This is a genomic window from Streptomyces sp. HUAS MG56, assembly GCF_058673395.1.
In genome coordinates, this window is record NZ_CM178722.1 from 1,707,864 (window position 1) to 1,733,179 (window position 25,316).

A 25,316-nucleotide genomic window follows, 5' to 3' on the forward strand; every position below is an offset into this window, starting at 1 on the left:
CTGGTGTTCCAAGACTGCGAGGTGGAACCGTGAACGGCACCGCTGTCCCCGGCGAGCAGCGTCGGCTGGGGAGATTCGGCGCGTCGTTGCTCCTGTTGGTCCCGCTGCTCGCGGTGACGGCGGCCTCCGGGCCCGACAGCGCCGAGGCCCGGCCGCAGGCGGCCACCGCCGCCGCCACCCGGATCGTCTACGCCGGGACCGGGCACCGCAGTCTCGGCAAGGTGATCAACCCCAAGCAGAGCGACCCGCTGTTCGGGACGGTTCTGCAGCATGACGACGTCGAGCCGTCGGCACTCGGGGACACCATGGTGTTCGCGAGTCGCCGCGACGAGAAGAACCCGCAGATCTATCTGCGCGCCGCCGACGGTTCGGTGCGCAAGCTGACCAGCGGCCGGGACGCGGCGCACCCCCGGCTGACGCCGGACGGCGCGTCCGTGGTCTTCGACTCGGCGGAACCCGGCGGCGCGAACGGCAGGAAGCAGCGCGACCTGTGGCTGGTGCACACCGACGGCACCGGACTGACCCGGCTGACCGACACGCCGTACGACGAGGAAGACCCGACCGTGTCGCCGGACGGGCAGCGGATCGCGTACTCCGCCAACAGCAACTCGGTACTCGGGTTCCAGATCTATGAGCGCCCGCTGGCCGGCGGCGCCGAGACCCGGGTCACCAGCGTGGTCGGCACGGCGACGGAACCCGTGTGGAACCCGGTCGACGACGCGGCGCACCGCGACCTCATCGCGTACACCTACACCTCCGACTCCTCCACCGGCCCCCGGTTGCACCTCACCGGCGGCGCGGGCGGGGACCAGCAGATGCTCACCGGCACACCCGTCAACTGGCGGACCCACGGGGCAGCCTGGATGCCCGATGGGGAGGGCGTGCTGTTCCTCAGCCCGGACCGCACCTGTGGCTGCGAGGGCGACTGGGACCACGTGTACCAGGTGCAGAACCGCACGACGGCCCCGAACCTGGTGCTCCAGGAGGACCGCGCGGTCGGCAGGCCGACCTGGTTCGGTCCGCAGAACGGCGGTTACGTCGTGGTGGACCGCACCACGGCGAAGGGAACCAACACGGCGAACGGCGTGCACGGTCCGCACGTGGTGACCCTTCAGGACGTCCGGACGGACGGCTCCGACCCGCGCGACCTCGGGCTGACCATCCTGAACGAGGACCCGGCGGCCGACTCCAACACCGACCCGACCAAGGATCCCCTCTTCAACCCGGCGGCCGGGTACGACCCGTGGACCGAACGGCAGAACTACACGCCGGACGGCCGCCGCATCGTGGTGACCGTGTTCGAGGGCACTGCGGACAGGCGGATCGAGCGGATCTGGACGGTGGACGCCGACGGCTCCAACGCCGCTCCGATGCCACTGGCCGGGCGCGGGCCGCGGGACTGGGACACCGACCCGACGTTGTCGCCGGACGGCAAGTACCTCGCGTTCACCCGGACCTCGCCGGGCGGGGTCGGCTCCGCCGCGGGTCCGAGCCGGGTCCTCGTCGCCGACGCGACGACGGGCGCGATCGTGCACGAGATCGTGCCGCCGGCCGGGCAGCAGACGGGCGGCGACGCCCAGCCCACCTGGTCCTCCGACGGCACCCGGCTCGCCTTCACCCGGAACATGACCATCGACGGGGGCGGCGGCAACAAGCACATCTGGACCGTGCCGGTCGACGACCTGAACCAGCAGCAGGATCTGAGCGCGCGGATCTGCCCCGGCAACTGCACGGTCATCGACGACAGTCCCGCGTTCTCCCCGGACGGACGGCAGATCGCCTTCAACCGGAAGGACGGTGGCGGCCGGGTCAACGAGAACAACGGCCTGCTGCTCACCTCGGTGTCCGGCGACAGCTGCCGGGTGCTGCTGCCCGAGGCGGCCCGCTCCACCGCGGACGGCTGCCACCAGGATCTGCCCGACACCACCACGACCGGCCCGCACCAGCCGCGCGACGCGGCCTGGACGGCGGACGGAAACGGCATCGTCTACAGCTCACGTACGGACGCCCCGGTCAACTGCCCTGAAAAGCTGCACCTGTTGAACGTCACGACCGGTCACCAGAGCCCCCTCACCCTGGAGCTGCCGGGCCGTCAGAAGGAGCCCGGCGTCCAGCAGTCGGTGGACCTGGCGGTGCGCGCGCCGGGCACGGTGCCCGCGGTCACCGTCGACCACACCACGGACATCCGCGTCGACGTCGTCGACAACGGTCCGGCCGCCTCTCCCGGCACCCGGCTGACCATCGCCCCGCCGGCCGGCCTCACCGTCACCCGGATCCGCTTCCCCCGCGGCACCTGCGACGCCGCCTCCCTGCAGTGCGACATCGGGGTGGTGCCGCCCGGCACGACGGTGCCCGTGACCGTGACGGTCACCGGGCGGGTCGTCGGCGACCAGCCCGTCGACTGGTCCGTCACGGGAAGCGTCATCGATCCCCAGCCCGGCGACAACACCGCGCGGACGCTCGTGCCGGTCCACCCGGCCGCCCCGCCGAGCCCCACCCCGACGCCTCCGGCGCCCACGCCGCCCCCGACGCCGCCCGCGCCGAAGGCCGGACCCGGGGTCCGGGTCACCGCCCAGCCCGACCCGGGCTACGTCGGCGGCCGGGTCGTGGTGACGTACACCGTGCGCAACGGCCGTAACGCGCTCGCCACCGGACTGCGGCTGCACATCGGGCTGCCCGGCGGTATCCCCGACAGCGGGCCGCCCGCGGGCTGCGACAGCGGCTGGGTGTGCGCGCTGCCGGACCTGGCACCGGGCGACAGCACGGTCGTACGGGTGGTCCTCTCCCCCGACCACGCCACGACGGGCCGCGCCACCGGCGTCCTGACCACCACCGGTACGGATGCCAACCCTGACGACAACAGGACGCGGACCACGATCCGGATCCTCCAGCCGAAGATCGTCGCCGTGCCGCCGATCGGCAAGCCCGGCTTCGTCACCTCGGTGCGCGGCAAGGACTTCCCACCGGGCGTGCCGGTCCGGTTCACCTGGAAGCCCGGGATCACCGCGGCCGCCGCGCCGACCGTGCCGAAGCCGGACGGCACCTTCATCGGCCAGCTGCTGATCCTCACCAAGGACCAGACGGGTCCGCGCGTCATCACCGCGAGCGGACCCGGATTCTCCCCGGTGACGACCGACTTCCTGGTGGTGAACGGCAGCGTGCAGCCGCCCGACGAGGTGACCCGCCGGTGATCCACGAGGTCGACGAGGCGCTGCGCGGGCTGCTCGGCGAGTCCGGGCTGGAGGCGTCCGGGGTCGAGACCGTCTTCGACGCGCCGACGCGCGACTGGGCGGCCCGCCGCACCGCGCCCACCGTCTGCGTGTTCCTGTACGACATCCGGGAGGACGCGACCCGGCGCGGCAGCGGCGCCGGGGAGGTGTACGACACGGACGGGTTCGTGGTCGCGCGGCGCACCCCGCCGCGCTGGTTCGAGCTGACGTACCTGGTCACCGCGTGGGCGAGCCGCCCGCAGGACGAACACCGGCTGCTGTCACAGGTGTTGGCGACACTGGTGTCCGTCGACGCGCTGCCGGAGCGGCATCTCACGGGCTCGCTCGCCGAACTGGGCCTGACGGTCTCCCTGGACGCCGGCGGCGCCGGACTGGACGCGCCCGCCGCCTCCGACGTGTGGTCGGCACTCGGCGGCGAGCTGAAGGCGTCCCTCGGCGTCCGCGTGCGCGCACCCCTCGCCGGGGTGAACAGGGCCGCCGCGCCGCCGGTCACCGAAGGGCTCCTGGTGCGTTCCGCGCGCCGGGAGGAGGACGAGGATCCGCAGCCGGGCCGTCGGCTGCGCTACGACGGGGTGAGCGAACCGGGGCCGGACGAGGGCTTCGCCGGCCCGCGCGAGCGGCGTCCGGCTCCCGCGCGCCGCCGCCGGGGAGGACGCCAGCCGTGACGTACGTGGAGGAGGAGACGGTCACGGGCCTCGGCGCGGACCCCCTGTGGGACCGGCTGCGGCTGGTCGAGGAGCGGATCCGGTACGCGGTGGCGGCCCGCCGCGCCGTCGATCCCGACCCCGACGACCCCTACCGGGGGCAGTACCTCACCCCGGAGGCCGTGCGGCGGGTCCTGGACGAGCCGGGCGGGCTCGACGTACCGGTGTACGACCCGCAGCCCCCGCCGCCCGACTCCGTGCTCGGCACGCTCGCCGCGCGCTTCGCCCTGTCGCCGCTCGACACCGATCTGCTGCTGATCGCGCTGGCACCCGATCTGGACGCCCGTTTCGAGCGGCTCTACGGCTATCTCAACGACGACCTGACCCGCCGCCGGCCCACGGTCGGGCTGGCCCTGGAGCTGTGCGGGCTCGCGCAGGCGTCGCCCGCCCGGTTCCGGCTCTCCGCGTCCTCGCCCCTGGTCGCGGGCGGACTGCTGGAGATCACCGAGCCCGAACGCCCGCCCTTGTCACGGGTGTTGGCGGTGCCGGACCGGGTCACCGCGTTCCTGCTGGGCGACACGGCCCCCGACGGCCGGCTCGCCGGTGTCCTCGGCACGGTCGCGGAGGATCCGACGGCACCAACGCAGGAGGTCCAGCGGGCGGCCCGCGCGGCGCGGTCCGGGTCCGGTCTCGTGCATCTGCACGCCCGGGGCGGTGACGCGCCGGGCCTTGCCGCCGCGGCCCTGAGCGCCGCCGGGCTGGGCACCCTGGTGGTCGACGCGGCGGCCCTCGCCCGGCGCTCCGCCGACCTGCCCGCGCTCGCCCGGATCGCGGCGCTGGAGGCCCGCCTCACCGGCTCGGGCGTCGTCCTCGGCCCGCTGGAGGAGCTGCCCCCGGCACCCGCCGAACGGGCCCGCAGCGCCGCCGAGTTGTGCGCGGCGCTGCGCGGCGTTCCCGTGTTCGCCCATGGCGCGGACGGCTGGGACCCGGCCTGGGCGGCCGACACCCCGGTCGTCCTGCCGGTGACGGCGCCTTCCCCCGCACGGCAGGCCGCACGCTGGCGGCACGTCCTCGCCCTGGCCGGCGCCGACGCGTCCGTGGACGGCGACGTCGACACGCTCGCCCGGGTCGTCGCCGCACACCGCCTCGACGGCGGACAACTGCGCCGCGCCGCGCACGCCGCCGTGCGGGCCGCGGGCCTCGCGGACCGCCCGGTCTCCCCCGACGATCTGCGGGCGGCCGTACGGGCGCAGAACGGCGCGGGGCTCGCCCGGCTGGCCCGCAGGGTCCAGCCCGCTGTCGGCTGGGACGACCTGGTACTGCCCCCACCGACCCTGCGCCGACTGCGCGAACTGGCCGTACGCGCCCGGCATCGCGAGCAGGTGCTCGGGCAGTGGCGGATGCGGCCCGGGGGCGGCCGGGGGCGCGGTGTGATCGCGCTGTTCGCGGGCGAGTCGGGCACCGGCAAGACCATGTCCGCCGAGGTGATCGCCGCCGATCTCGGCATGGACCTGTACGTGGTCGACCTTTCCACGGTCGTCGACAAGTACGTGGGCGAGACCGAGAAGAACCTGGAGCGGATCTTCACCGAGGCGTCCGCCGTCAACGCGGTGCTGCTCTTCGACGAGGCCGACGCGATCTTCGGCAAACGCTCGGAGGTCAAGGACGCGCACGACCGGCACGCCAACATCGAGTCGGCGTATCTGCTCCAGCGCATGGAGTCCTTCGACGGGATCGCGGTGCTGACCACGAACCTCCGGGCCAATCTGGACGAGGCGTTCACCCGCCGGCTGGACGTGGTGGCGGAGTTCCCCGTACCGGACGCCGACCAGCGTCTCGCCCTGTGGGAGCGGTGCCTGGGCGACCGGCTGCCCCGCGCCGGCGACCTGGATCTCGGCTTCTGCGCGGCCCGGTTCGAACTCGCCGGCGGCTCCATCCGCGCGTGTGCGGTGACCGCCGCGTATCTCGCCGCAGAGTCCGGACAGCCGCTCGCCATGCGGCAGTTGGTGTCGGCGGTGGTGCAGGAGTACCGCAAGCTCGGCCGGCTGGTGCTGGAGAGCGAGTTCGGGCCGTACCTGGCGGCCGCCCTCGACGCCTGAAAAGGCAGCGCAGTTGCCCCCGGCAAGGTACCAACGCCCCTGTCGCCGGGCCTCCTGCACCTCGGAGACTCGGCATCGACGCAGGTGTGACCCGATAGGAACGTGAAGGAGCGAGCATGCCGACGTACCTCACCCCGGGCGTGTACGTGGAGGAGGTGCAGTCCGGTGCCCGCCCGATCGAAGGGGTCGGCACCGCCGTCGCCGCGTTCGTCGGGTTCGCCCAGAACGGGCCCTTCCACGAACCGACCCTGGTCACCAACTGGGACCAGTACACCCAGCTGTTCGGCGGCTTCACCGAGGGCACCTACCTCGCGCACGCCGTCTACGGCTACTTCTCGAACGGCGGCGGCGCGGCCTACGTGGTGCGCATCGGCGGCCCCGCCGACGGCGCCTCCGCCGGAGCCGGCGGTGGCCAGGCCTCCCGGCAGGTCCGGACGGCCGAGCCGGTCGCGCTCGGCGGACTCCGGATCGCCGCCAGGCCCGGCATCTCCGGCGTCTCGGTGGAGATCGCCGACGCGGACGGCGAGAACCCGCCCGAGGACCGCTTCAAGCTGCTGGTCCGCCAGGGCGACCAGGTCGTCGAGACGTACGACGTCTCCACCCGCAAGAACGTCAAGGGCTATGTCGTCACCCAGCTGCGCGCCTCGAAGCTGATCGAGGTCACCGAGCAGCGCGACGCCGGCCAGACCCGGCCCGCCAGCCAGACGGTGGCCGTGCCCGACGCGCCGGCCGCCCCCGCGGCGCCCGGCTCCGGCGCGGCGAACCGGATCGACCCGGCCGAGTACGTCGGTGACGCGGCCGCCCGCACCGGGTTCGCCGGGCTGGAGTCCATCGACGAGATCACCATGGTCGCCGTCCCCGACCTGATGGGCGCCTACCAGCGGGGCGACATCGACGCCGAGGGCGTGCGCACCGTCCAGCTCGCGGTCATCTCGCACTGCGAGCAGATGGGCGACCGGGTCGCGGTCCTGGACAGCCCGCCCGGCCTGAACGCCCAGCAGGTGCGCCACTGGCGCAACGAGGAGGCGGGCTACGACTCCCGGTACGCCACCCTCTACTACCCGTGGGTGCGCGTCTTCGACCCGGCGGCCGGGCGCAACACCACGGTCCCGCCGAGCGGTCACATCGCCGGTGTGTGGGCGCGCAGCGACGCCGAGCGCGGGGTGCACAAGGCGCCCGCCAACGAGGTGATCCGCGGCGCGGTGGACCTGGACATCCGGCTCAGCAAGGGCGAGCAGGACCTGCTCAACCCGATCGGCGTGAACTGCGTCCGCGCCTTCCCCGGCCGTGGCATCCGGATCTGGGGCGCCCGCACCCTGTCCTCCGACCCGGCCTGGCGCTACCTGAACGTGCGCCGCCTGTTCAACTACCTCGAAGAGTCCATCCTGTTGGGCACCCAGTGGGTGGTCTTCGAGCCGAACGACGACCGGCTGTGGTCGAGCATCCGGCGCAACGTCACCGCGTTCCTCACCGAGGAATGGCGTCGGGGCGCGCTCTTCGGCCGCACCGCCGAGGAGGCGTTCTACGTCAAGTGCGACCGCGACAACAACCCGCAGACCTCGATCGACCAGGGTCGCGTCGTCTGCGAGATCGGTGTCTCCCCGGTCAAGCCCGCCGAGTTCGTGGTGTTCCGGCTGGCCCAGTTCTCCGACAGCACCAGCCTCATCGACGAGTGACCCGCGGGTCGGCCAAGGAAAGGTGACAGACAGTCATGGCAGAGGGCGATGCTCTTTCCACCCACGTCTTCGGCGTGCAGCTCGGCGGCTACATGGTCGAGTCGATCCAGGAGATCAGCGGGTTCTCCGTCGAGGAAGAGGTCGTCGAGGTCAGGCAGGTGACCTCGACGGGCAAGCAGATCATCCGCAAGCAGCCCGGCGCGCGCCAGGCCGGTGAGATCACGATCACCCGGGGACTCGACAAGAGCAGCGAGTTCACCAAGTGGATCAAGGAGACGCTCAACAACGGTGCCGTCGACACCGCCCGGCAGAACCTGACCATCGAGATCAAGGACACCAAGGGCGAGACGGTACGGCGCATCCAGCTGATGAACGGCTGGGCCTCCAAGTGGGAGGGCCCCTCCCTCAAGGCCGGTGAGTCCGCCGCGGCCACCGAGAGCGTCACGATCGTGTTCGAGGAGATCGTCGTCGAATGAGGCGCCGTACCGTCACGGCGGGCAACCTGGAGGAGTTCCTGGAGGCGACGGCGCCCGCCGCCGAGGCAGCGGCGGCCGAGGAGCCCGAGGCTCCGGCCGCCCGCCCCGCACCGGCCCAGGACCACGGGCTGCGCACGGAGTTCGAGTTCGAACTGCCGCGCGGGTACGTGGACGAGGCGGGCACACTCCACCGGCACGGCTCGATGCGCCTGGCCACCGCCCGCGACGAACTGCGCCCGCAGATCGACCTGCGGGTCAAGGAGAACCCGGCCTATCTGAGCGTGGTGCTGCTGAGCCAGGTCATCACCCGGCTCGGCACGATCACCGACGTGCACGCGGGGATCGTGGAGCGGATGTACGCCACCGACGTCGCGTTCCTCCAGGACTTCTACCGCCGCGTCAACAGCGAGGGACACACCCGCGCGGCGGTGACCTGCCCGCACTGCGAGGGCGCCTTCGAGGTCGACCTCTCGGGTGGGCGCCTGGGGGAATCGTGACGTACGCACTCCCCCGGCTGCGGGAGGAGATCGCGTACATCGCCTACCACTTCCACTGGCAGCGCGAGGAGATCCTCGACCTCACCCACGCCGAGCGACAGCAGTGGGTGACCGAGATCGCCCGTATCAACACCCGCGTGAACGAAGGCGGTTGAACACATGGCATGGCGGGACAGACTGCGCCGCCGGGCCGCGGCGCGGACTGCCGCGCCGGGCCCCGCCGCGCGCACGTCCGCGTCCGGTGCGGCGGATCCGTCGGTGCCGGGTGCCTCCGTGCCGGGTGCGCAGGGCACGTCCCTGCCCGGCGACTGGGACGGCGGCTGGCGCCGCACCTCGCCGCCGGCGCTGACCGTGGCCCGCGCCCCGCTCGGCGTCAGCGACGGCCTCACCTTCCGCGCGGGCCTCGCCTCGTGGCAGGACCCGTCCTTCGACACCGGCCTCGGACACGCCGTCCTGCCGTCCGCGCCGGTCGGCCTGGTCCGTGGGGTGACGGGCCCGCCCGTCACCGGCGGGACGTACGCCGACGGCGGACCGTTGCTGCTGCGCGCGCTGCGGACGGACGCCGGGGAGGGCGAGGGCGGCGAGTCCGGCGCCGCGCACGGCCGTACGGCGCCGGCCGCCGAGGAGAACCGCAGGGACGCCAAGGGCAGCGGCAAGGGGAACGACACCGCTGACCGTCGGCGGACCTCGGTGCCGTCACACGCAGCCGGACCGGACCGGACCCGACAGACGCCTGCGTCCGATACCGCTTCCGTCCAACGCTCGGTGACCTCGGCCCCTCTCGTCCCGACGACCGCTCCGACGACGCGGGTTCAGCGGACCGAGGGGCCGGGCGCCGGCTCGGAGACGAGTGCGGGCTCGGATACAGATGCGGGTCCGGGTGCCCGTGTGGTCCGGCCCGACGAGCCCGGCCGCCCGGCGCCGGCACCGGAGATTCCGGTGGTACGGCGCATCGCCGTGGTGCCGGACGCCTCGGGTGTCTCCGCCGCGCCCGGGGCTCCTGCCGTCCGCCGTACGGCACCGGAGGCCGGACGCCCCACTCCGCGGGAACGGGCAGCGAACAGTCCCGTGCGCCCTACGGCTCCTGGCCCCTCACTGACCGTCGCCCGTCGCGCGGCCACGCCGGTACGACGGATCACGGCGCTGCGGCCCACCGTCCGGGCGACAGAGGTGTCGCCTTCCCACGCGGACGCGGCGCCGACTCCCCTCACGGGTGAGGCTCCCCGGACCACACCCGCAGGACCGACACCCGCCGTGCAGCGCGCCGCCGCCCCCACCCGACCCGGCAGCAGGCCGCCGCTGGGCGAATCCATGCCTGAACTCCCCTCCACCGTACGGCCATTGGCACCCGATGCCGCGGACACGACTCGACCGGCGGAGGACGCACACCCGGCGGACGGACCGACACTGCCGATCGTCCAACGCCAGCTGGACTCCTCCGCTCCCGGGCCCACGCCCACCGTGCAGCGCGCCGCCGCCCCGGCCCCGCCCGGCAGCAGGCCGCCGCTGGGCGAATCCATGCCTGAACTCCCCCCAACTGCAAGGCCATCGGCACCGGACACGCCCACCGTGCAGCGCGCCGCCGCCCCCGCCCGGCCCGGCAGCAGGCCGCCGCTGGGCGCACCCCTGACCGAACTCCCTTCCACCGCACGGCCACTGACGGACGACGCCACAGGCACCACTCGACCGGCAGACGGACCGGCACTGCCGTTCGTGCAGCGTCAGGTGGACACTCCCGTTCCCGCGCCGGGTTCGCGCGGAAGCGGTCCGGCGGCGCCCAGGGCCGAGGGACGGCCGCCCAGCCCGGCTGCCGCTCCCGCCCCGCCCCGCCCGTCCGACGCCCGCCCGTCTGCCACCGGCGCGTCCGGTGTCCGGGCCCGTGGCGGCCTGGGGGCGCCGCTGCCGTCGATGCCGGCGACGGCGGACGTGCCGGGTTCCGCCGGTCCCGGTCGTCGGCCGCACTCCTCGGTCGGCCCGGTCACTCCGCACGTCCAGCGCACGCCCGCACACGCGGACCGGTCCGTGTCCGGCCCCCACACGGGCACCGCCCCCCTGCTGGGCACGACAGAGACCGCGAGCATCGACACCAACTCCCTTGTAAGCAAGGGAAATCCAACGTCACCTGCGAACCCCGCTCCGACCACCGCCACCCCCCTCGTCGCTCCGGGCGGCCCTCGGCCCACGCCCTCCGCCACTCCCGAACCCGGCACCGGCCCGGCGCGGCCCACGCCCGCATCGGAGATCCGGACGGCGTCCGCGAGCAGCACCGGAGCACCGCCCCGGACGCGCCCCGGTGGAACCCCGCCGGTCGTCATCGCCCGGGCCGTCACCTCCTCTGCCCCCCTCACGGCACACACCTTCACGGCCTCGCACCGGACGGCTCAGCGCAGCCTTTCCCTGCTCGCCACTCGCCCGCTCACGGTCAACACCCGGGTCCCGGACGGCATCGCGCCGCCCGCCGCCGCCCGCGCCGCCGAGCGTCCGGTCGTGACCGCGTCCTGGCGACGCGAACCGAGCCGGACGCAGACACCGGCACAAGCACCGGCACGGGCACAGGCACCCGCACCGGCAACGCAGCTGCAGCGCAGCACCGGCAGCACCCCGGGGGCGACCGCGTCGTACAACCCGCTTTCCCGCGGGGCCGGTTCGGCGCAGCCTCGCCGCGCGGTCCCCGTCGTACGGCCGAATTCACCCGTCCAGCGGGCCACACCACTGCGGTCACAGCCGCTGCCCGTGACCGATCCGCAGGCGGCCCCGGTGCGGGACCGCCCGGCGGGCCCGGATCCGCGGCCCGCCCCGCCGGTGCCCGTCGTCCAGCGGGCCGTGGCCAACGCCCCCACGGTCACCCCCGCCGGCGCCGGTCTCGTGCCTCCCGGTGTGCCGGTGACCGCCGTACCCGCGGGGACGGTGCAGCGGTCGCCGTCCGCGGGGACGGTGGCCGGGAGGGCCACGGGCACGCACCCCGTCCGGTCGGCCGAGGCCGCGCAGGACCCCGGGATCGACCTGGACGAGCTGGCGCGGCGGCTGCTGGAGCCGATGGCGCGGCTGTTGCGGGCCGATCTGCGGCGGGGGCGGGAACGTGCGGGCCGGCCGTATGACGGACGGCGCTGAGGACAGGGAACGGATGACCGACGGATGACCGACAACATCTTCGCGACGAGCGTGTTCTTCCGGCTCGCGATCGGCGGCAACGACCTGGGGGCCTTCCACACCTGCTCCGGCATGGGGGCGGAGGTGGAGATGGAGACGTACGCCGAGGGCGGCAACAACGGCTTCACCTGGCAGTTGCCCGGCCGGGTGACCTGGTCGAACATCACGCTCACCCGGCCGGTCACCTCCGACACGGCGAAGATCGCGCGCTGGCTCGACGAGACACTGCGGCGAGTGGAGCCGAAGGACGGGGAGATCGTGGCGCTGCGGCCGGATCTGAGCAAGATCATCAGCTGGCAGGTGCTCGGCATCGTGCCGGTGCGCTGGCAGGGGCCGTCGTTCGATCCCGCCACCTCGCAGGCGGCGGTGGAGACGCTGGAGATCGCCCACGAGGGACTGAGGCCTTCCTGATGGCCGCCGTTCGCGCCAGTGTGGCGAGGGCCCAGCTGACCCTGAAGGAACCCCCGGCGGCGGTGGGCGCCAAGCCCGGCGGGACGATCGCGCAGCTGAACCTCCAGTTCAACCCCAACAGCCTTCAGCTGCGCAAGTCCACCGAGTGGCGCCGTACCCCGTCGCGGATGGCCGGGGAGTCGGCGCTGCCGGAGTTCGTGGGCAGCGGCCCGCGCGAGCTGAGCCTGGAGGTCTTCCTCGACGCCACCTCGAAGCACGACAACTCGGTCGAGCAGGCGGTCGAGAAGCTGATGAAGGGGTGCGTGCCGACCCCGGCGAGCCTCGCCCGGAAGAAGCCCGCCAGCCCGTGGGTGCGCTTCGAGTGGGGTTCGGCCCGTACGACGTCGTTCGACGGGGTGCTGTCGAGCCTGTCGGTGACGTACTCGCTGTTCGACGTGGACGGCAAGCCGCTGCGCGCGACCTGCTCGCTGTCGATCGAGGAGGCGAGCGTCGACCCGCCGGGGCAGAACCCGACCTCCGGCGCGCGTACGGCCCGCAGCACGCACACCGTGGTGGCCGGGGACAGTCTGCCGTTGCTGGCGTGGCGGGAGTACGGCGACGCGACGGCCTGGCGGGTCATCGCGGAGGCGAACGGGATCGATGACCCGATGGCCCTGGCGCCCGGTGCCGAACTGGTGGTGCCGGCGCTCGGGGACGTGGGCGGAGAGGAGGAACGGTGAGCACACCCGAGGCGCGCGGCGGCCGGTCGTTCGCGGCGGACCCCGTCGTGGAGGCGCCCGGTGAGCTGCCGCGGATCTGGGCGGCGCAGCTGGTGAGCTGTGTCGTGGACGAGAACGTGGGCCTGCCGGACACCGCGGTGCTCACGTACCGCGATCCCGACCACGAGTTCCTGAAGTCGACCGGCATCACCCTCGGTACGCCGCTGCGGGTGTCGGTCGTGACGGTCTCCGGGCAGGCGCGTGAGCGGCTGTTCAACGGCGAGGTCACGGCCGTGGAGATCGACCGGGACTCGACCGGGTCGTTCACGGTGGTGCGCGCCTATTCCGTCGCGCACCGGCTCCAGCGGGGCCGGAAGGTGGTGGCGTACCGGAACATGACGGCCGCCGCGATCGTCCGCAAGGTGGCCGCCGGGGCGGGGCTCCCCGTCGGGAAGGTCGAAGCCGCGCCGGTCACGTACAAGCAGTTGTCACAGGCCAACGTCTCCGACTGGGACTTCCTCCAGTATCTGGCAGGCGAGAGCGGTGCGCAGGTGCGGGTGGACGACAAGGGCGTGCTGCAGTTCACCAAGCCCGAGAAGGCCTCCGGGGCGCCCGCGCCGTCGACGCCGGCCACGCAGAGCCCGATGGTGCTGGAGTACGGGCGCAACCTGCTGGCGCTGCGAGCCGCGCTGTCGGGTGCGGACGGGGCGTCGCAGGTCGAGGTGCGCGGCTGGGACGTCACCACCAAGACGGCGCTGGTGGCCCGGCAGCAGTCGGTGACCAGCGACACCGTACTGCCGGGTCTGGCACCGGCGTTGGGCGCCCGGTTCGGCAAGTCGGCGAAGCTGACGGTGACGGACACGCCGTACCGGACGCAGGCCGAGACGACGGCGGTCGCGGGTGCGCTGGCCGCTCAGGTCGGTGCCGGCTTCGGCGAGGTGGAGGCGCTGGTCGAGGGCAGTCCGCGGTTGCGGGCGGGTGTGCCGGTCGCGCTGGGCAACGTGGGGCCCGCGTTCTCCGGCCGGTACACGGCCACGGCGGTGCAGCACAGTCTGGACCCGCACGGCGGCTACCGGACGACGGTGTGGGTGAGCGCCAGTCCGGACCGGTCCCTGGCGGGCCTGGTGACCGGCGCGAACGCGCCCGGGCGCGGCCCGCGCATGCCGGGGCTGGCGATCGGCGTGGTGACGGACGTGCGTGAGCCGGGCGGTGCGCAGAGCGGCGGTGTCCGGCTCAAGTTCCCCTGGCTGGACGACACGTACGTCACCGACTGGGTGCGTACGGTGCAGTGGGGCGGCAAGGGCGGTGGGGGTGTGGTGAGCCCCGAGGTCAACGACGAGGTGCTGGTCGGTTTCGAACAGGGCCTGCTGGACAGCCCGTACGTCATCGGCGGCCTGTACAACGGTGTGGACCGGCCCTCGAAACACGACGTGCCGCTGATCGACCGGACCAGCGGGAAGGTCAACCGCCGTTCGGTGGTGTCGCGTTCGGGGCACCGGCTCGAACTGCTGGATCCTGCGACGGGACCGTCCGGGGTGCGGCTGCGCACCGCGGACGAGCGGCTGGAGGTGCTGCTGGACGACCGCAACAACCGGCTGGAGCTGACCGTGTACGCGGCCGGCGGCCGACGGGCGCTGTCCTCGGTGGTGCTGGACGGCCGGGGCATCACGCTCGACGCGAAGACCGGCAAGGTCAGCGTGAAGGGCGGCAGCGTGGAGATCGAGGGCACCAACTCGGTCAAGGTCGGGGGCCGTTCGGTGACGGTCTCCGGACAGACGGACCTCACCCTCGACGGCGGCCTGCTCGGCGTGCTGAAGGCGGATCTCGTGCGCATCAACTGACTTTCGTCGTCGACACAATTCACCCTGTTCCCAAGGCCGTTGAGGCTATGACCACCCTGGATTCCGAGGAGCCCGGCATGCCCGCCGCAGCCCGTACCGGCGACCCCACCAACCACGGGGGTGTGATCGCCACCCCGCCGCCCGGCGCCGCCGCGGCGGTGGCGCGCGTGCTGATCGGCGGCAGGCCCGCCGCCGTCGTGGGCAGTCTGCACACCTGCGTGATGCCCCCGCACGCGGCCCTCGGCCCGGGCAATGTGATCATCCCCAATCCGGCCTCGCTCGTCTCGGGCCAGGTGCTCATCGGCGGGTTGCCGGCGGCCCGGATGGGCGATTCCACCACGTGTGGCGCGACCGTTCAGCTCGGCGCCCTGAACGTGCAGATCGGAGGGGTGTGATGAGCGAGCGGTTCATCGGCCGCGGCTGGGCGTTCCCGCTGCGGGTCGGGCCGACCGGCGGGATCGCCATGGTGGAGCGGGAGCGGGAGATCGAGGAGGCGATCCGGCTGATCCTGGGGACCGCGCCCGGCGAGCGACCGATGCGGCCGGAGTTCGGCTGCGGCATCCACGAGTACGTCTTCGCGCCCGGCGACGGCGCCACCGCCGGCCGGATCGCGCAGGAGGTGCGCACGGCACTGGAGCGCTGGGAGCCGCGGATCACGGTGGACGACGTGGTGGTGGCCTTCGACGCGGTGGACGACGGAACCCTCTACATCGACGTGCGCTACACGGTGCGTTCCACCAACGACCGGCGCAACCTGGTGTTTCCCTTCTACACGATCCCCTCCGAGGAGGGGGCCGAGGAAGCGGTCGCGGACTGATGGCCCTGCCCTCCCCCAACCTGGACGACCGGCGGTTCCAGCAACTCGTCGACGAGGCGAAGCGGTACGTGCAGCAGCGCGCGCCGGAGTGGACCGACCACAACGTCTCCGATCCGGGTGTCACCCTGATCGAGACGTTCGCCTACATTGTCGACCAGTTGCTGTACCGGCTGAACCGGGTGCCGGACAAGAACTACACCGCCTTCCTGGACCTGTTGGGGATCCGGTTGTTCCCGCCTGCGGCGGCAAGCGCCGAGGTCGACTTCTGGCTGTCGGCACCGCAGCCCGACGCGGTGACACTGCATGCCGGGACCGAGGTGACCACGGCGGACGGCGAGGCGGAGGAGCCCGTGGTGTTCGCGACCACGGACGAACTGCGCATCGTGCCGAGCGAGTTGACCTGTCTGGTGACCGCCCCGCGCACCGGTGAGCAGACCGACCGGACGCGTGAGCTGGGCGAGGGCCGCGACGTGCGGTGCTTCCAGCCGGCGCCCGAGCCGGGGGACGCGCTGCTGTTCGGGCTGCCCGCGGCCGTGCCGCGGTGCATCGTCGCCATCCGGCTGGACAGCCGGGTGGAGGGCGTCGGTGTCGACCCGCGCCAGCCGCCGCTGGTGTGGGAGGCGTGGGACGGCGCCCGCTGGCAGGTGTGCGAGACCGGCTCGGACACCACGGGCGGCCTGAACCGGCCCGGCGAGGTCATCGTGTACGTCCCGGCCGGGCACACGGCCTCGGTGATCGGCGGGGCCCGCGCGGGCTGGCTGCGCTGCCGGGTCACCGAGGCGCAGCCGGGCCAGCCGTTCTACTCGGAGTCCCCGACGGTGCGCGAGGCGACGGTCTTCACGGTCGGCGGCACCGGGACCGTCGAGCACGCGGAGACGGTCACGGACGTACCGCTCGGCACGTCGGAGGGGGTGCCGGGACAGACGTTCCGGCTCGGCCGGCCGCCCGTGCTGCTGGACGGCGAGCCCCCGGTGGTGGAGGTCTCCTCGGCCGACGGCTGGCTCCGCTGGGACGTCGTGGAGCACTTCGGCCGCTCCGGCCCCACCGACCGGCATGTCCAAGTAGACGCGACCACCGGCCAGTTCACCTTCCCGCCCGCGCTGCGCGAGCCGGACGGGACGCTGCGGCTGTGCGGGGCGGTGCCGGAGAAGGGCGCCCAGATCCGGGTGTCCCGCTATCGCACCGGCGGCGGCCCGGCCGGCAATGTGGCCCGGGGCGCGATCTCGGTGCTGCGCAGCTCCGTGCCGTACATCGCCCGGGTCGTCAACCGGGAGGCGGCGCGCGGCGGGGTGGACGGCGAGACCGTCGCCAACGCCAAGCTGCGGGCGCCGGACGCGCTGCGGATGCAGGAGCGGGCGGTGACGGCCGAGGACTACGAGATCATCGCCCGGCAGGCGGCGCCCTCGGTGCACCGGGTGCGCTGTCTGCCGGCGGCCGAAGGGGCGGGCGCCGTACGGGTGTTGGTGGTGCCGGACGCCGTGGCCGACGACGGCGACCGGCTCCGCTTCGAGCAGCTCATTCCCTCGGACCAGGTGCTCGCCGCGATCACCGAGAGCCTGGACGAGCGGCGGCTGCTCGGGACCCGGCTGGTGGTGGAGCCGCCGGTCTACCAGGGCATCACGGTCGTCGCCCGGCTCGCGACGGCCCCCGAGGACACCGACCGGGTGCGGGACGCGGCCCTCGCCGCGCTGTTCCGGTACCTCAATCCGCTGCACGGCGGACCGGACGGCACCGGGTGGCCGTTCGGGCGGCCCGTGCAGTACGGCGAGATCTTCGGCCTGCTGCAACGCGCGACCGGGAACGCGCTGGTGGAGGAGATCCGGCTGTTCGCCGCCGACCCGATCACGGGCCGGCGGGGCACCCCGGCGGACCGTGTCGACGTGGCCGCGGGCGCGCTGGTGTTCTCGTACCAGCACCAGGTCGTCGTACAGCCGATGCAGCAGCCGGGAGGTCCGGTATGAGCCGCGCCGCCGTCCCCGGCCTGCCGAGCCGGCACCCGATCGGCGGGCTGCTGCCCGCGCTCTACGCCGACGACGACTTCGCCCAGCGGTTCACCGCCGGTCTGGACACCGTCCTCGCCCCGGTGTTCACGACCCTCGACAGTCTGCCCGCCTACCTCGACCCGCGCGTCGCGCCGCTCGACTTCGTGGCCTGGCTGGCGTCGTGGGTGGGCGCCGCCGACGACCCGGAGTGGTCCGCGGAACTGCGCCGCGAGGCGGTGGTGCGGGCGATGGAGCTGCACCGCTGGCGCGGCACCCGGCGCGGCCTGGTGGAGCGGCTGCGGCTCACCCTCGGGGTGAACGCCGAGGTCAGCGGTGACGGCGCGGCGGTGTGGTCGCGCACGCCGGGCACCGAGCCGCCGCCGGCGCCGGCCGGTGAGGTGCTGGTCCGGGTGTGGCCGGGCCGCGACCCGGAGGTGGACGAGGGCCGGGTCCGCGAGGCCGTCCGGGCCCTGTGCCCCGTGCATGTCTCCTGCCGGGTGGAGATCCTGCCCGGCCCGCCCGCCGACGAAGGGAGGTGACGCCGTGCGCGCCTGTCCCGTGTGCGGAGCGTCCAACGAGCCCGATGACGACTTCTGCTCCAACTGCGGGTCGTACCTGGGGTGGTCCGAGGAGGCCGCACCGCAGGGCGAATCCGGATCCGGGGCCGCATCCGGGTCCGGGGTCGGACCTGGTTCCGAGTCCGCGCCCGCGGCCCCACCCGCGCCCGCCCCAGCTCCGGCCGCCGCGACATCAGCCGAGGGGGAACCCGCCACGTCGCCGCCCCTCCCCTCGTCGTCCCCGCGGTCCGGGCTGACGGGCCGGACCCAGCGGGATGCGGAGCGGCCGACTCGGGATGCCGACGGCCGCACGACCCGCGCGCCCGGCGGCGCGACGGGCGAGACAGCAGGTACGGCAGGCGAGACCGCGGCCACGGCGGCCGGTGCCCCGCCCGCCGCGTCCACGCCTGTCCCGCCCGCGCCGACCTCTCCCCCACCGGCCGCACCCGTACCGTCGGCCCCACCCACCCCGTCTGTTCCCGCCGTTCCCCCGGTGCGCCCGGAACCCGCACCCACACCCCCGGCCGAGCCCGAGCCCGAAGCCATCGGACCTGTGGCGCCCGCGAAGCCGGTCGCACCGCGGCCGGTCGTACGGCCCGTGGCGGCGCAGGAGGAGGTGTCCGGGGTGCCGTGCCCGGTGTGCGGCACGCCCAATCCGCCCGGCCGCCGGTTCTGCCGCCGCTGTGCCAGTCCGCTGGATCCGACGGCGCAGCGGGCTCCGCTGCCCTGGTGGCGGACGATCTGGCCGCTGCGGCGCCGGGTGCGGGCGGGGTCCGGGCGGTGGATCCGGTTCCTGGTGATCCTGGCCGTGGTCGTGGCCCTGTGCGCGGGCGGCTTCTTCCTGCTGCCCGCCGGACGCGCCCTGTTCGAGGACACCCGGGACAAGCTCAGCGGCGTCAAGGCCGTCAGCCCGGTGGACGTGCGCGCGAGTGCCGCGGAGCCCGGGCATCCGGCGAAGAACACCACGGACGGGCTCAGCAACCGCTATTGGGCCGTGCCCGGGGCGGGAGCCTCGATCACGTACACCTTCGGCAAGCCGTTCCGGATGGTGGACCTCATCATCACCAACGGCGCGTCGAGGGAGCCGGAGCAGTACGACCGGGAGGCGCGGGCGCTCCGGATGGACATGGAGGTCACGTCGGCGGACGGCTCGGTGCACCACAGGGAGATCGACCTCGCCGACAAGGCCGGCGACACGACCGTCACGACCGGGATCGACGACGTGGTGAAGGTACGGCTGACGCTGGGCTCGGTCACGGGGCTCACCGGAAGCCGTCATGTCGCCCTCGCCGAGGTCGAGTTCTTCCAGCGGAGCTGATCCGTGCCGCCGTCCGGGGCCGTCGGGTTCAGCGGGGCGCGTCCATGCGCTGGGTGCCGATGACCGACAGCAGCCGCAGCGCCTCCTCGGAGGACGAGCCCGGGACGGCGGTGTAGATCACGACCTGCTGGTCCCGGTCGGTGAGGTCGAGCGCGTCGCAGTTGACGGTGACCGGCCCGACGACCGGGTGCCGGAACGTCTTGCGCAGGGTGGGTGTCACCGCCACGTCGCGGGACGCCCAGAGGCGGGCGAACTCCTCGCTGCCGTCGAGGAGTTCGCGGATCAGTGCGGTCACCTCGGGGTCGTCGGGGTAGCGTGCGGCGGCGGTGCGCAGGCGCCGGGCCGCATGCCGGGCGAAGGCGTCCGCGTCGGAGACGCCGTACAGCCTGCGTCCCTCGGGGCGCGGGCCGAGGAAGGCGCGGCGGGCGAGGTTGCGCTCGCGCCGGGGCAGGGCCGAGAAGTCCTCCATGAGGGCGGCCGCCAGGTCGTTCCAGGCGAGCACCTCCAGCAGGGCCGAGGTGACGAAGGCGGCGGAGTGCGGCAGCCGGTGCACCAGGTCGAGGATGCTCCGCGGCACCTCGCGGGAGGGTCCGGGCGGCGGGCCGGGCGGGGCGCCGGCGAGGAGGTGGAGATGGTCGCGCTCGGCGTCCGTCAGGCGCAGGGCCCGGGCCAGCCCGCTCAGCACCTCGCGCGACGGGCGCGGGCCGCGGGCCTGCTCCAGCCGGGTGTAGTACTCCGTCGAGATGTACGCCAGCTGCGCCACCTCCTCGCGCCGCAGCCCCGGTGTGCGACGGCGGGGCCCGGCGGGCAGGCCCACGTCGGCGGGGCCGATCCGCTCGCGCCGGCTGCGCAGGAAGGCCGCGAGTTCCGCTCTGTCCACCTGTCCAGTGTGCGCGAGGGCCGCGCGGCCGATCCAGGTACTCCCGGTGCCTGGATGTGCCCCGCGCACGGCCGCAGGCTCGGTGCCATGGAGAACACACACACCCCTTTCTCGACCGCCGCCGCTTCCGGCCTCCTGGCCGGCAAGGTCGCCTTCGTCACCGGCGCCGGGCGCGGGATCGGCGCCGCGGCGGCCCGGCTCTTCGCCCGGGAAGGAGCCCGGGTGATGCTGGCGGCCCGTACGGAGGAGCAGCTGAAGACCGTGGCCGAGGAGATCCGGGCGGCGGGCGGCACTGCGAGCCACGTGGTCTGCGACCTGGCCGACGCGCGGAGCGTGCGTGCGGCGGTGGACCGTACCGTCGGGGTGTACGGCCGTCTCGACGTCGCCTTCAACAACGGTGCGACGATCCAGCCGCCCGGCCCCATGGACGGGCTGCCGGAGGCCGACTTCGACCATGTCTACACGGTGAACCTGAAGGGCGTCTGGCTGGCCATGGCCGCCGAGGTCGACGCGATCCGGGCGACGGCGGGGACCGGTGCCATCGTCAACAACTCGTCCGTCGGCAGCCATCGGGCCAATCCGGAACTGCCCGCGTACGCCGCGATGAAGCGGGCGGTGAACAGCCTGACCGAGTCGGCCGCCGTGACGTACGGCCCGGAGGGGATCCGGGTGAACGCCGTCGCGCCGGGCGGCACGCTGACGCAGATGATCCGGACCTGGGAGGAGCGGTCCCCAGGTCTCCGCGACCGGCTCAAGGCCCGCACCCCGCTGGGCCGTGCGGCCGACCCCGGGGAGATCGCCGAGGCCGCCGCGTGGCTGCTGAGCGACCGTGCCTCCTACGTGAGCGGGGCGGTGCTGAAGGTCGACGGCGGCGCAGGGGCCTGAAGTCCCGCCGCGTTGCGGTCAGTCGAGGCCGAGGACGCTCATGGCCTGCTCGGCCATGCGCTGTTCGCCGAGCGCGTTGGGGTGGACGGGCACGATGTTCGTCCCGAAGAGCAGCGGCTCGATCCACCGGGTGCCGATCGGCTTGCAGGCGTCGTGCCCCGCGGAGGCCTGGGAGAAGTCGACGTACGTGGCTCCGCTCTCCTCGGCGGCGCGCTCCACGACGGCGTTGAGGTGGGCCTGGATGGCGTGCAGGTACGGCACGTCGCCCTCGGCGATGGGCAGTCGGGCGAAGCAGGACGGGTCGGCGGTGGCGGGCGTGATCCACGGGTAACCGAGCACCGCCACACGGGCGTCGGGCGCCTTGGCCCGTACGGCGCCCAGCGCGCTCTTCAGCGCGGGGTAGGTGTCGGCGTCGATGGCGTCCTCGAAGGACGTGCCGTACCTGTCCTCGCAGGGGCTGCCCTTGCCGCCGCTGAGGACCCCCGCGGTGCCGCAGTCCAGGACGGCGTTGATGAAGGTGCCGTTGTCGTTGCCCCCGATGGTCAGCGTCACCAGGTCGGTGTCCGAGGTGACGGCGTCCGCCTGCGGGGCGACCCCGGGGTACTGCGACGCGGTGAAGTCCTTGGTCTGGGCGGCTCCGCAGGTGACGTCGGTCAGCCGGGCGCCGGTGCGGGCGGCGAGGACGTGCGGGTAGTTGGCCGTGGAGCGCAGGCACAGCAGGTTGCCGAGGTCGACGGGCAGGACGCCGGAGGCGGCGCTGTAACTGTCGCCGAGGGCCGCGTAGTTCAGGGGCGTGGCGGCCTGGGCGGGCGCGGCGGTGAGGCCGAGGGCCAGGGTGCCGGCGAGTGCGGATGCCGCGGCGACGACGCGGCGCAGGGCAGGCGTGGGCATGGCAGGTGCTCCCTCTTCTCGGGTGGGGGACACGGAGCCGGCGGGCACGAGGGGGCCCGCACGGGTGCTGGTGCGCGAGAAAGTGGCGGCTCAGAGCAAGGGGAGTGCCGTGAAGCGTGGGGGTTACCGCTAGGTACTACTGAAAAGTAATGTGAGGGCGCCGCACCCGGGAGTCAACGTTGTTGACAGAGATTCTTGAAACGCCCACGGAAACGCGCCCTTCCCCGCCGCCGCCGACCAACGAGCCGTTGCCGGACGGGACTTGCCGCGTGATCATGGGGGGCTCGGGCGCGGACGGGGAGGATGCCATGGGTGCGGTAAGGCGCCGGGGTGCGAGGCGGGGCGGATGGGACGATCCGGGGCCGGGCCGGGGGCTGCGGATCGCGGCGGACGTGGCCGGATGGGGTGGCCCGGCCCTGGTGATCGCCGGCTTCGCCGGGATCATCGTGCGGGTGGCCCGGCCCCGGCTGTGGCACGTGCCGTGGTGGCAGATCGGCACGCTGATCGTCGTGGGGCTCGCCGGATACGTGATCGACCACGGGATCGAGGCGCACATCCGGCGGGCCGAACGCTTCCTCGCGTACCGGAAGGTCCTGGAGAACCCGAACCCCGAGGCCGTGGAAGCGGGTTCGGAGCCCGCGGTGTTCCGGCTGCTGTCGCCGCTGCACAGCCCCGTGCCCTTCCGTGATCGCGAGGACGAGCTGGCCCGGCTGCGACGCTGGTGCGCGGACGAGGCGGACCCGCACCCGGTGCTGCTGCTCGCCGGTGACCGTGGGGTCGGCACCTCGCGGCTGGCGCTGGAGCTGGCCCGGGCACTCGGCGAGGAGTGGACCGCCGGGCGGCTGCTGCGCGGCACCGGTCCGGCGCTGTTCCCGGCGCTGCGCGACCGGGGCAGGCCCGCGCTGGTCGTCGTGGACGAGGCGGACAGCCGCTCCGACACGGACAGCCCTCTGCACTCCCGGGTGCGTGCGGACGTGGTCCCGCTGCTCCGGGCGTTCCGGAGCCCTGCGCAGGGCGCGCCGCCGGTGCGGCTGCTGTTCGTCGTGCGGCACGCGGAGCGCTTCCGCGCGGTGGTCTGCGAGGAACTCGCCTACCGCGACAGCCCCGAGGCCCGCCGTCTCGTCGACGAGGCTCCCGTGCTGGACCTGGCGCCGCCCGTGCTCGACCGCGCCGCCCTGGCCGAGCGCCACACGGAGGCCGTCGCCGCCTTCACCGCCGCTCTCGGCCGGGCCCCCGCCGCCGGGCGGGCGGACCTCACCCCCACCGGGCCCGGCCGGACACCCCTGGACCTGCATGCCCGGGCCCTCGTCACCGCGCTGACCGGCGAGCCCTCGACCGAGGTCCCCCGACGCTTCGAGGACGTCGCCGAGATCCTCTTCACGCACGAGCTCCGGCGCTGGCGGCACCACGCCGAGTCCTTCACCGCCCCCGGCATCCCCGCGCTCCCCCGGCTGTCCGAGCAGCCCGCCCTGCCCGAACTCGTCATGCTGGCCCTGCTGTTGACCAGCCATCGGGAGTACGTCGCCGCCGCGCACGTACTCGAACGGCTCCCCGCGTTCGCGGGGCTGGAACGGGACCGGGCCTGGAGCGAGACGTCCGCCTGGGTGAGGTGGGCCCTCGCCCTGCACGGCGGCACGCCGATCGCCGCACACATGGCGGAGCCCTGGATCGGACCGGAATCCTTCGCCAACTGGTTCCTGACCACGCGCCTGCGCGCCGACCCGGAGCTGTTCGACCGGCTTCAGTCCGGGCTGGACGCGCGCCGCTCCGAGCATCTGGCGGGCCTGCTGTGCCGGGCCTGCGAGGACTTCCCCGAGGCGGGCGAGAACCTGCGCCGGTACGTCGCGCGCCACCCGTGGGCGCACGGCTACGACGCCGTGCGCAGTGCCGGGGTGCTGGCGCGTCCCGAGCGGGCGGATCCCTGGATCGCCGAGGGCCTGCGCACACCGGAGGCGGACGTCGATCCCGCTCTCGCCACTCTCGGCACCCGCGAGCTGTACACCCTGCTGGAGCAGGCCCGGCCCGCGTCGCTGCCGCGTTCCCAGGCCGTACTCGCCCGCATGTACCAGCAGGCCAGGCGGGCGGAGGGCAAGGCGCAGCGGCAGTCGCGGCGGGAACTGCGGCGCCGGGAGCGCGGCAGGCGGACGTGACCGCGCTCCTCTTCGCACCGGCCGCCTCTTACGGAGTCGTGACGTACGGGCCGCGTCGCCGGGCCCCGGGGCGGTGCGCGGCTAGCGTGGCCGTATGCGTGTACTGGTCACCGGCGGTGCCGGGTTCATCGGGTCCCATGTCGTCGAGGCGCTCGGAGCGAGCGGGCACGAGCCGGTCGTGTACGACGTCCGGGAGGATCCCGGCGCCGATGTGCGCAATCCGGCGGCGGTCGCCCGCGCGCTGACGGGCGTGGACGCCGTCTGCCACCAGGCGGCGATGGTCGGGCTCGGCAACGGCGTCGCCGACGCGGCGGAGTACGTCTCGCGCAACGATCTCGGCACCGCCGTGCTGGTCGCGGCCATGGCGGAGGCGGGCGTCCGGCGCCTCGTGCTGGCCGGCTCCATGGTGGTGTACGGGGAGGGCCGTTACGCGTGTCCTCGGCACGGCGTCGTACGGCCCGGTCCCCGCAGCGTCGCCGACCTCGACGCGGGCCGGTTCGAGCCCGTGTGCCCGCGCTGCGGGGCGGAGTTGAGCCCTGAGCTGGTCGGCGAGGACGCCCCGGCCGATCCCCGGAACGTGTACGCGGCGTCCAAGCTGGCGCAGGAGCACCTGGCCGCCGCGTGGGCCCGCAGCACCGGCGGGTCGGCGGTGTCCCTGCGGTACCACAACGTGTACGGTCCCCGGATGCCGCGGGACACCCCGTACGCCGGGGTCGCCTCCTTCTTCCGCTCGGCGCTGGCCCGGGGGGAAGCCCCCCGGGTGTTCGAGGACGGGCGGCAGCGGCGGGACTTCGTCCATGTCCGGGACGTGGCGGAGGCGAACGTGGCCGCGCTGGAAGCGGATACGGCCCCGGGCGCCCTCCGCGCGTACAACACCGGCAGCGGTGAGCCGCGTACCGTCGGCGAGATGGCCCGGGCGCTGGCCGACGCCCACGGCGGGCCGCAACCCGTGGTCACCGGGGAGTACCGGCTGGGGGACGTGCGGCACATCACCGCGGACTCCTCCCGGCTGCGCGCGGAACTGGGGTGGAAGCCGCAGGTCGGGTTCGCGGAAGGGATGCGGGAGTTCGCGCGGGCGCAACTGCGCGAGGGATGAGCGCGCCCGGCGCCTGTG

General features: G+C 74.0%; 21 protein-coding genes and 1 pseudogene. 20 read left to right on the forward strand and 2 right to left on the reverse strand.

Translation table 11 applies throughout. The features are described from left to right. Positions 1-29 precede the first annotated feature (29 nt). The 17 genes and pseudogenes from AC4OXY_RS08375 (at position 30) to AC4OXY_RS08455 (ending at position 19,396) form a co-directional block, all read left to right on the forward strand. Entirely contained in the window at positions 30-3,191 is a 3,162-nt protein-coding gene (locus AC4OXY_RS08375) for a TolB family protein (protein ID WP_491993573.1), read from the forward strand. Next, entirely contained in the window at positions 3,188-3,895 is a 708-nt protein-coding gene (locus AC4OXY_RS08380; RefSeq protein WP_356024081.1) for a Pvc16 family protein, read from the forward strand. Before AC4OXY_RS08375 ends, AC4OXY_RS08380 begins: the two co-directional genes overlap by 4 nt. Next, positions 3,892-5,973, forward strand: a complete 2,082-nt coding sequence (locus AC4OXY_RS08385; RefSeq protein WP_491993574.1) for an ATP-binding protein — start codon at positions 3,892-3,894, stop codon at positions 5,971-5,973. The genes AC4OXY_RS08380 and AC4OXY_RS08385 overlap by 4 nt, the downstream gene beginning before the upstream one ends. Positions 5,974-6,089: 116 nt before the next feature. Next, positions 6,090-7,649: a phage tail sheath family protein gene (locus AC4OXY_RS08390; RefSeq protein WP_491993575.1), complete on the forward strand. Its 1,560-nt coding sequence runs from the start codon at positions 6,090-6,092 to the stop codon at positions 7,647-7,649. A gap of 35 nt (positions 7,650-7,684) precedes the next feature. Next, positions 7,685-8,125, forward strand: a complete 441-nt coding sequence (locus AC4OXY_RS08395; RefSeq protein ID WP_071376035.1) for a phage tail protein — start codon at positions 7,685-7,687, stop codon at positions 8,123-8,125. Continuing rightward, positions 8,122-8,622 carry a hypothetical protein gene (locus AC4OXY_RS08400; protein ID WP_356024074.1) on the forward strand — a complete coding sequence of 167 codons (501 nt, stop codon included), beginning with the start codon at positions 8,122-8,124 and terminating at the stop codon, positions 8,620-8,622. Before AC4OXY_RS08395 ends, AC4OXY_RS08400 begins: the two co-directional genes overlap by 4 nt. Beyond that, positions 8,619-8,777 (forward strand): DUF6760 family protein, encoded by a 159-nt coding sequence (locus tag AC4OXY_RS08405; RefSeq protein WP_356024072.1) that lies wholly within the window; start codon positions 8,619-8,621, stop codon positions 8,775-8,777. Before AC4OXY_RS08400 ends, AC4OXY_RS08405 begins: the two co-directional genes overlap by 4 nt. 4 nt (positions 8,778-8,781) lie before the next feature. Next, positions 8,782-11,733 (forward strand): hypothetical protein, encoded by a 2,952-nt coding sequence (locus tag AC4OXY_RS08410; protein WP_491993576.1) that lies wholly within the window; start codon positions 8,782-8,784, stop codon positions 11,731-11,733. Positions 11,734-11,757: 24 nt separating this feature from the next. Then, a complete protein-coding gene (locus tag AC4OXY_RS08415; protein WP_356024067.1) occupies positions 11,758-12,183 on the forward strand; it encodes a phage tail protein in 426 nt (141 codons plus the stop codon). Beyond that, complete coding sequence (locus tag AC4OXY_RS08420; protein ID WP_356024280.1) at positions 12,180-12,902, forward strand: CIS tube protein; 723 nt, start codon at positions 12,180-12,182, stop codon at positions 12,900-12,902. Before AC4OXY_RS08415 ends, AC4OXY_RS08420 begins: the two co-directional genes overlap by 4 nt. Then, positions 12,899-14,722: a VgrG-related protein gene (locus tag AC4OXY_RS08425; RefSeq protein ID WP_362822868.1), complete on the forward strand. Its 1,824-nt coding sequence runs from the start codon at positions 12,899-12,901 to the stop codon at positions 14,720-14,722. Before AC4OXY_RS08420 ends, AC4OXY_RS08425 begins: the two co-directional genes overlap by 4 nt. Before the next feature lie 77 nt (positions 14,723-14,799). Next, positions 14,800-15,117 carry a PAAR domain-containing protein gene (locus tag AC4OXY_RS08430; protein WP_356024062.1) on the forward strand — a complete coding sequence of 106 codons (318 nt, stop codon included), beginning with the start codon at positions 14,800-14,802 and terminating at the stop codon, positions 15,115-15,117. Further along, positions 15,117-15,539: a GPW/gp25 family protein gene (locus AC4OXY_RS08435; protein ID WP_356024060.1), complete on the forward strand. Its 423-nt coding sequence runs from the start codon at positions 15,117-15,119 to the stop codon at positions 15,537-15,539. Before AC4OXY_RS08430 ends, AC4OXY_RS08435 begins: the two co-directional genes overlap by 1 nt. Then, entirely contained in the window at positions 15,539-17,500 is a 1,962-nt protein-coding gene (locus AC4OXY_RS08440; RefSeq protein ID WP_491993577.1) for a putative baseplate assembly protein, read from the forward strand. The genes AC4OXY_RS08435 and AC4OXY_RS08440 overlap by 1 nt, the downstream gene beginning before the upstream one ends. Beyond that, complete coding sequence (locus AC4OXY_RS08445) at positions 17,497-18,060, forward strand: phage tail protein (protein WP_356024055.1); 564 nt, start codon at positions 17,497-17,499, stop codon at positions 18,058-18,060. The genes AC4OXY_RS08440 and AC4OXY_RS08445 overlap by 4 nt, the downstream gene beginning before the upstream one ends. Then, positions 18,005-18,130: pseudogene (locus AC4OXY_RS08450) on the forward strand (zinc-ribbon domain-containing protein); the annotation flags it as partial. The gene AC4OXY_RS08445 and the pseudogene AC4OXY_RS08450, both read left to right, overlap by 56 nt. Positions 18,131-18,631: 501 nt before the next feature. Next, entirely contained in the window at positions 18,632-19,396 is a 765-nt protein-coding gene (locus AC4OXY_RS08455) for an NADase-type glycan-binding domain-containing protein (protein ID WP_491994802.1), read from the forward strand. A 28-nt stretch (positions 19,397-19,424) separates the two neighbouring features. Here the strand turns inward: AC4OXY_RS08455 and AC4OXY_RS08460 are convergent, their stop codons facing one another. After that, entirely contained in the window at positions 19,425-20,276 is an 852-nt protein-coding gene (locus AC4OXY_RS08460; RefSeq protein WP_356024052.1) for a helix-turn-helix transcriptional regulator, read from the reverse strand. An 87-nt stretch (positions 20,277-20,363) separates the two neighbouring features. On the opposite strand from AC4OXY_RS08460, the gene AC4OXY_RS08465 reads away from it, so the two are divergent. After that, positions 20,364-21,161, forward strand: coding sequence for an SDR family NAD(P)-dependent oxidoreductase (locus AC4OXY_RS08465; RefSeq protein ID WP_491993578.1), 798 nt, complete (start codon positions 20,364-20,366; stop codon positions 21,159-21,161). An 18-nt stretch (positions 21,162-21,179) separates the two neighbouring features. Here the strand turns inward: AC4OXY_RS08465 and AC4OXY_RS08470 are convergent, their stop codons facing one another. Next, complete coding sequence (locus tag AC4OXY_RS08470; protein WP_356024048.1) at positions 21,180-22,052, reverse strand: SGNH/GDSL hydrolase family protein; 873 nt, start codon at positions 22,050-22,052, stop codon at positions 21,180-21,182. A 308-nt stretch (positions 22,053-22,360) separates the two neighbouring features. On the opposite strand from AC4OXY_RS08470, the gene AC4OXY_RS08475 reads away from it, so the two are divergent. Beyond that, positions 22,361-24,202: an ATP-binding protein gene (locus AC4OXY_RS08475; protein ID WP_491993579.1), complete on the forward strand. Its 1,842-nt coding sequence runs from the start codon at positions 22,361-22,363 to the stop codon at positions 24,200-24,202. A 94-nt stretch (positions 24,203-24,296) separates the two neighbouring features. Further along, a complete protein-coding gene (locus AC4OXY_RS08480) occupies positions 24,297-25,298 on the forward strand; it encodes an NAD-dependent epimerase/dehydratase family protein (RefSeq protein ID WP_491993580.1) in 1,002 nt (333 codons plus the stop codon). The last annotated feature ends 18 nt before the right edge of the window (positions 25,299-25,316 follow it).

Excerpts from the sequence above, each read along its gene's own strand:
- AC4OXY_RS08390 (WP_491993575.1), top strand. The coding sequence starts at position 6,090 with ATGCCGACGTACCTCACCCCGGGCGTGTACGTGGAGGAGGTGCAGTCC.
- AC4OXY_RS08395 (WP_071376035.1), top strand. The coding sequence starts at position 7,685 with ATGGCAGAGGGCGATGCTCTTTCCACCCACGTCTTCGGCGTGCAGCTC.
- AC4OXY_RS08400 (WP_356024074.1), top strand. The coding sequence starts at position 8,122 with ATGAGGCGCCGTACCGTCACGGCGGGCAACCTGGAGGAGTTCCTGGAG.
- AC4OXY_RS08410 (WP_491993576.1), top strand. The coding sequence starts at position 8,782 with ATGGCATGGCGGGACAGACTGCGCCGCCGGGCCGCGGCGCGGACTGCC.
- AC4OXY_RS08415 (WP_356024067.1), top strand. The coding sequence starts at position 11,758 with ATGACCGACAACATCTTCGCGACGAGCGTGTTCTTCCGGCTCGCGATC.
- AC4OXY_RS08430 (WP_356024062.1), top strand. The coding sequence starts at position 14,800 with ATGCCCGCCGCAGCCCGTACCGGCGACCCCACCAACCACGGGGGTGTG.
- AC4OXY_RS08435 (WP_356024060.1), top strand. The coding sequence starts at position 15,117 with ATGAGCGAGCGGTTCATCGGCCGCGGCTGGGCGTTCCCGCTGCGGGTC.
- AC4OXY_RS08440 (WP_491993577.1), top strand. The coding sequence starts at position 15,539 with ATGGCCCTGCCCTCCCCCAACCTGGACGACCGGCGGTTCCAGCAACTC.
- AC4OXY_RS08445 (WP_356024055.1), top strand. The coding sequence starts at position 17,497 with ATGAGCCGCGCCGCCGTCCCCGGCCTGCCGAGCCGGCACCCGATCGGC.
- AC4OXY_RS08465 (WP_491993578.1), top strand. The coding sequence starts at position 20,364 with ATGGAGAACACACACACCCCTTTCTCGACCGCCGCCGCTTCCGGCCTC.
- AC4OXY_RS08470 (WP_356024048.1), bottom strand. The coding sequence starts at position 22,052 with ATGCCCACGCCTGCCCTGCGCCGCGTCGTCGCCGCGGCATCCGCACTC.
- AC4OXY_RS08475 (WP_491993579.1), top strand. The coding sequence starts at position 22,361 with ATGGGTGCGGTAAGGCGCCGGGGTGCGAGGCGGGGCGGATGGGACGAT.
- AC4OXY_RS08480 (WP_491993580.1), top strand. The coding sequence starts at position 24,297 with ATGCGTGTACTGGTCACCGGCGGTGCCGGGTTCATCGGGTCCCATGTC.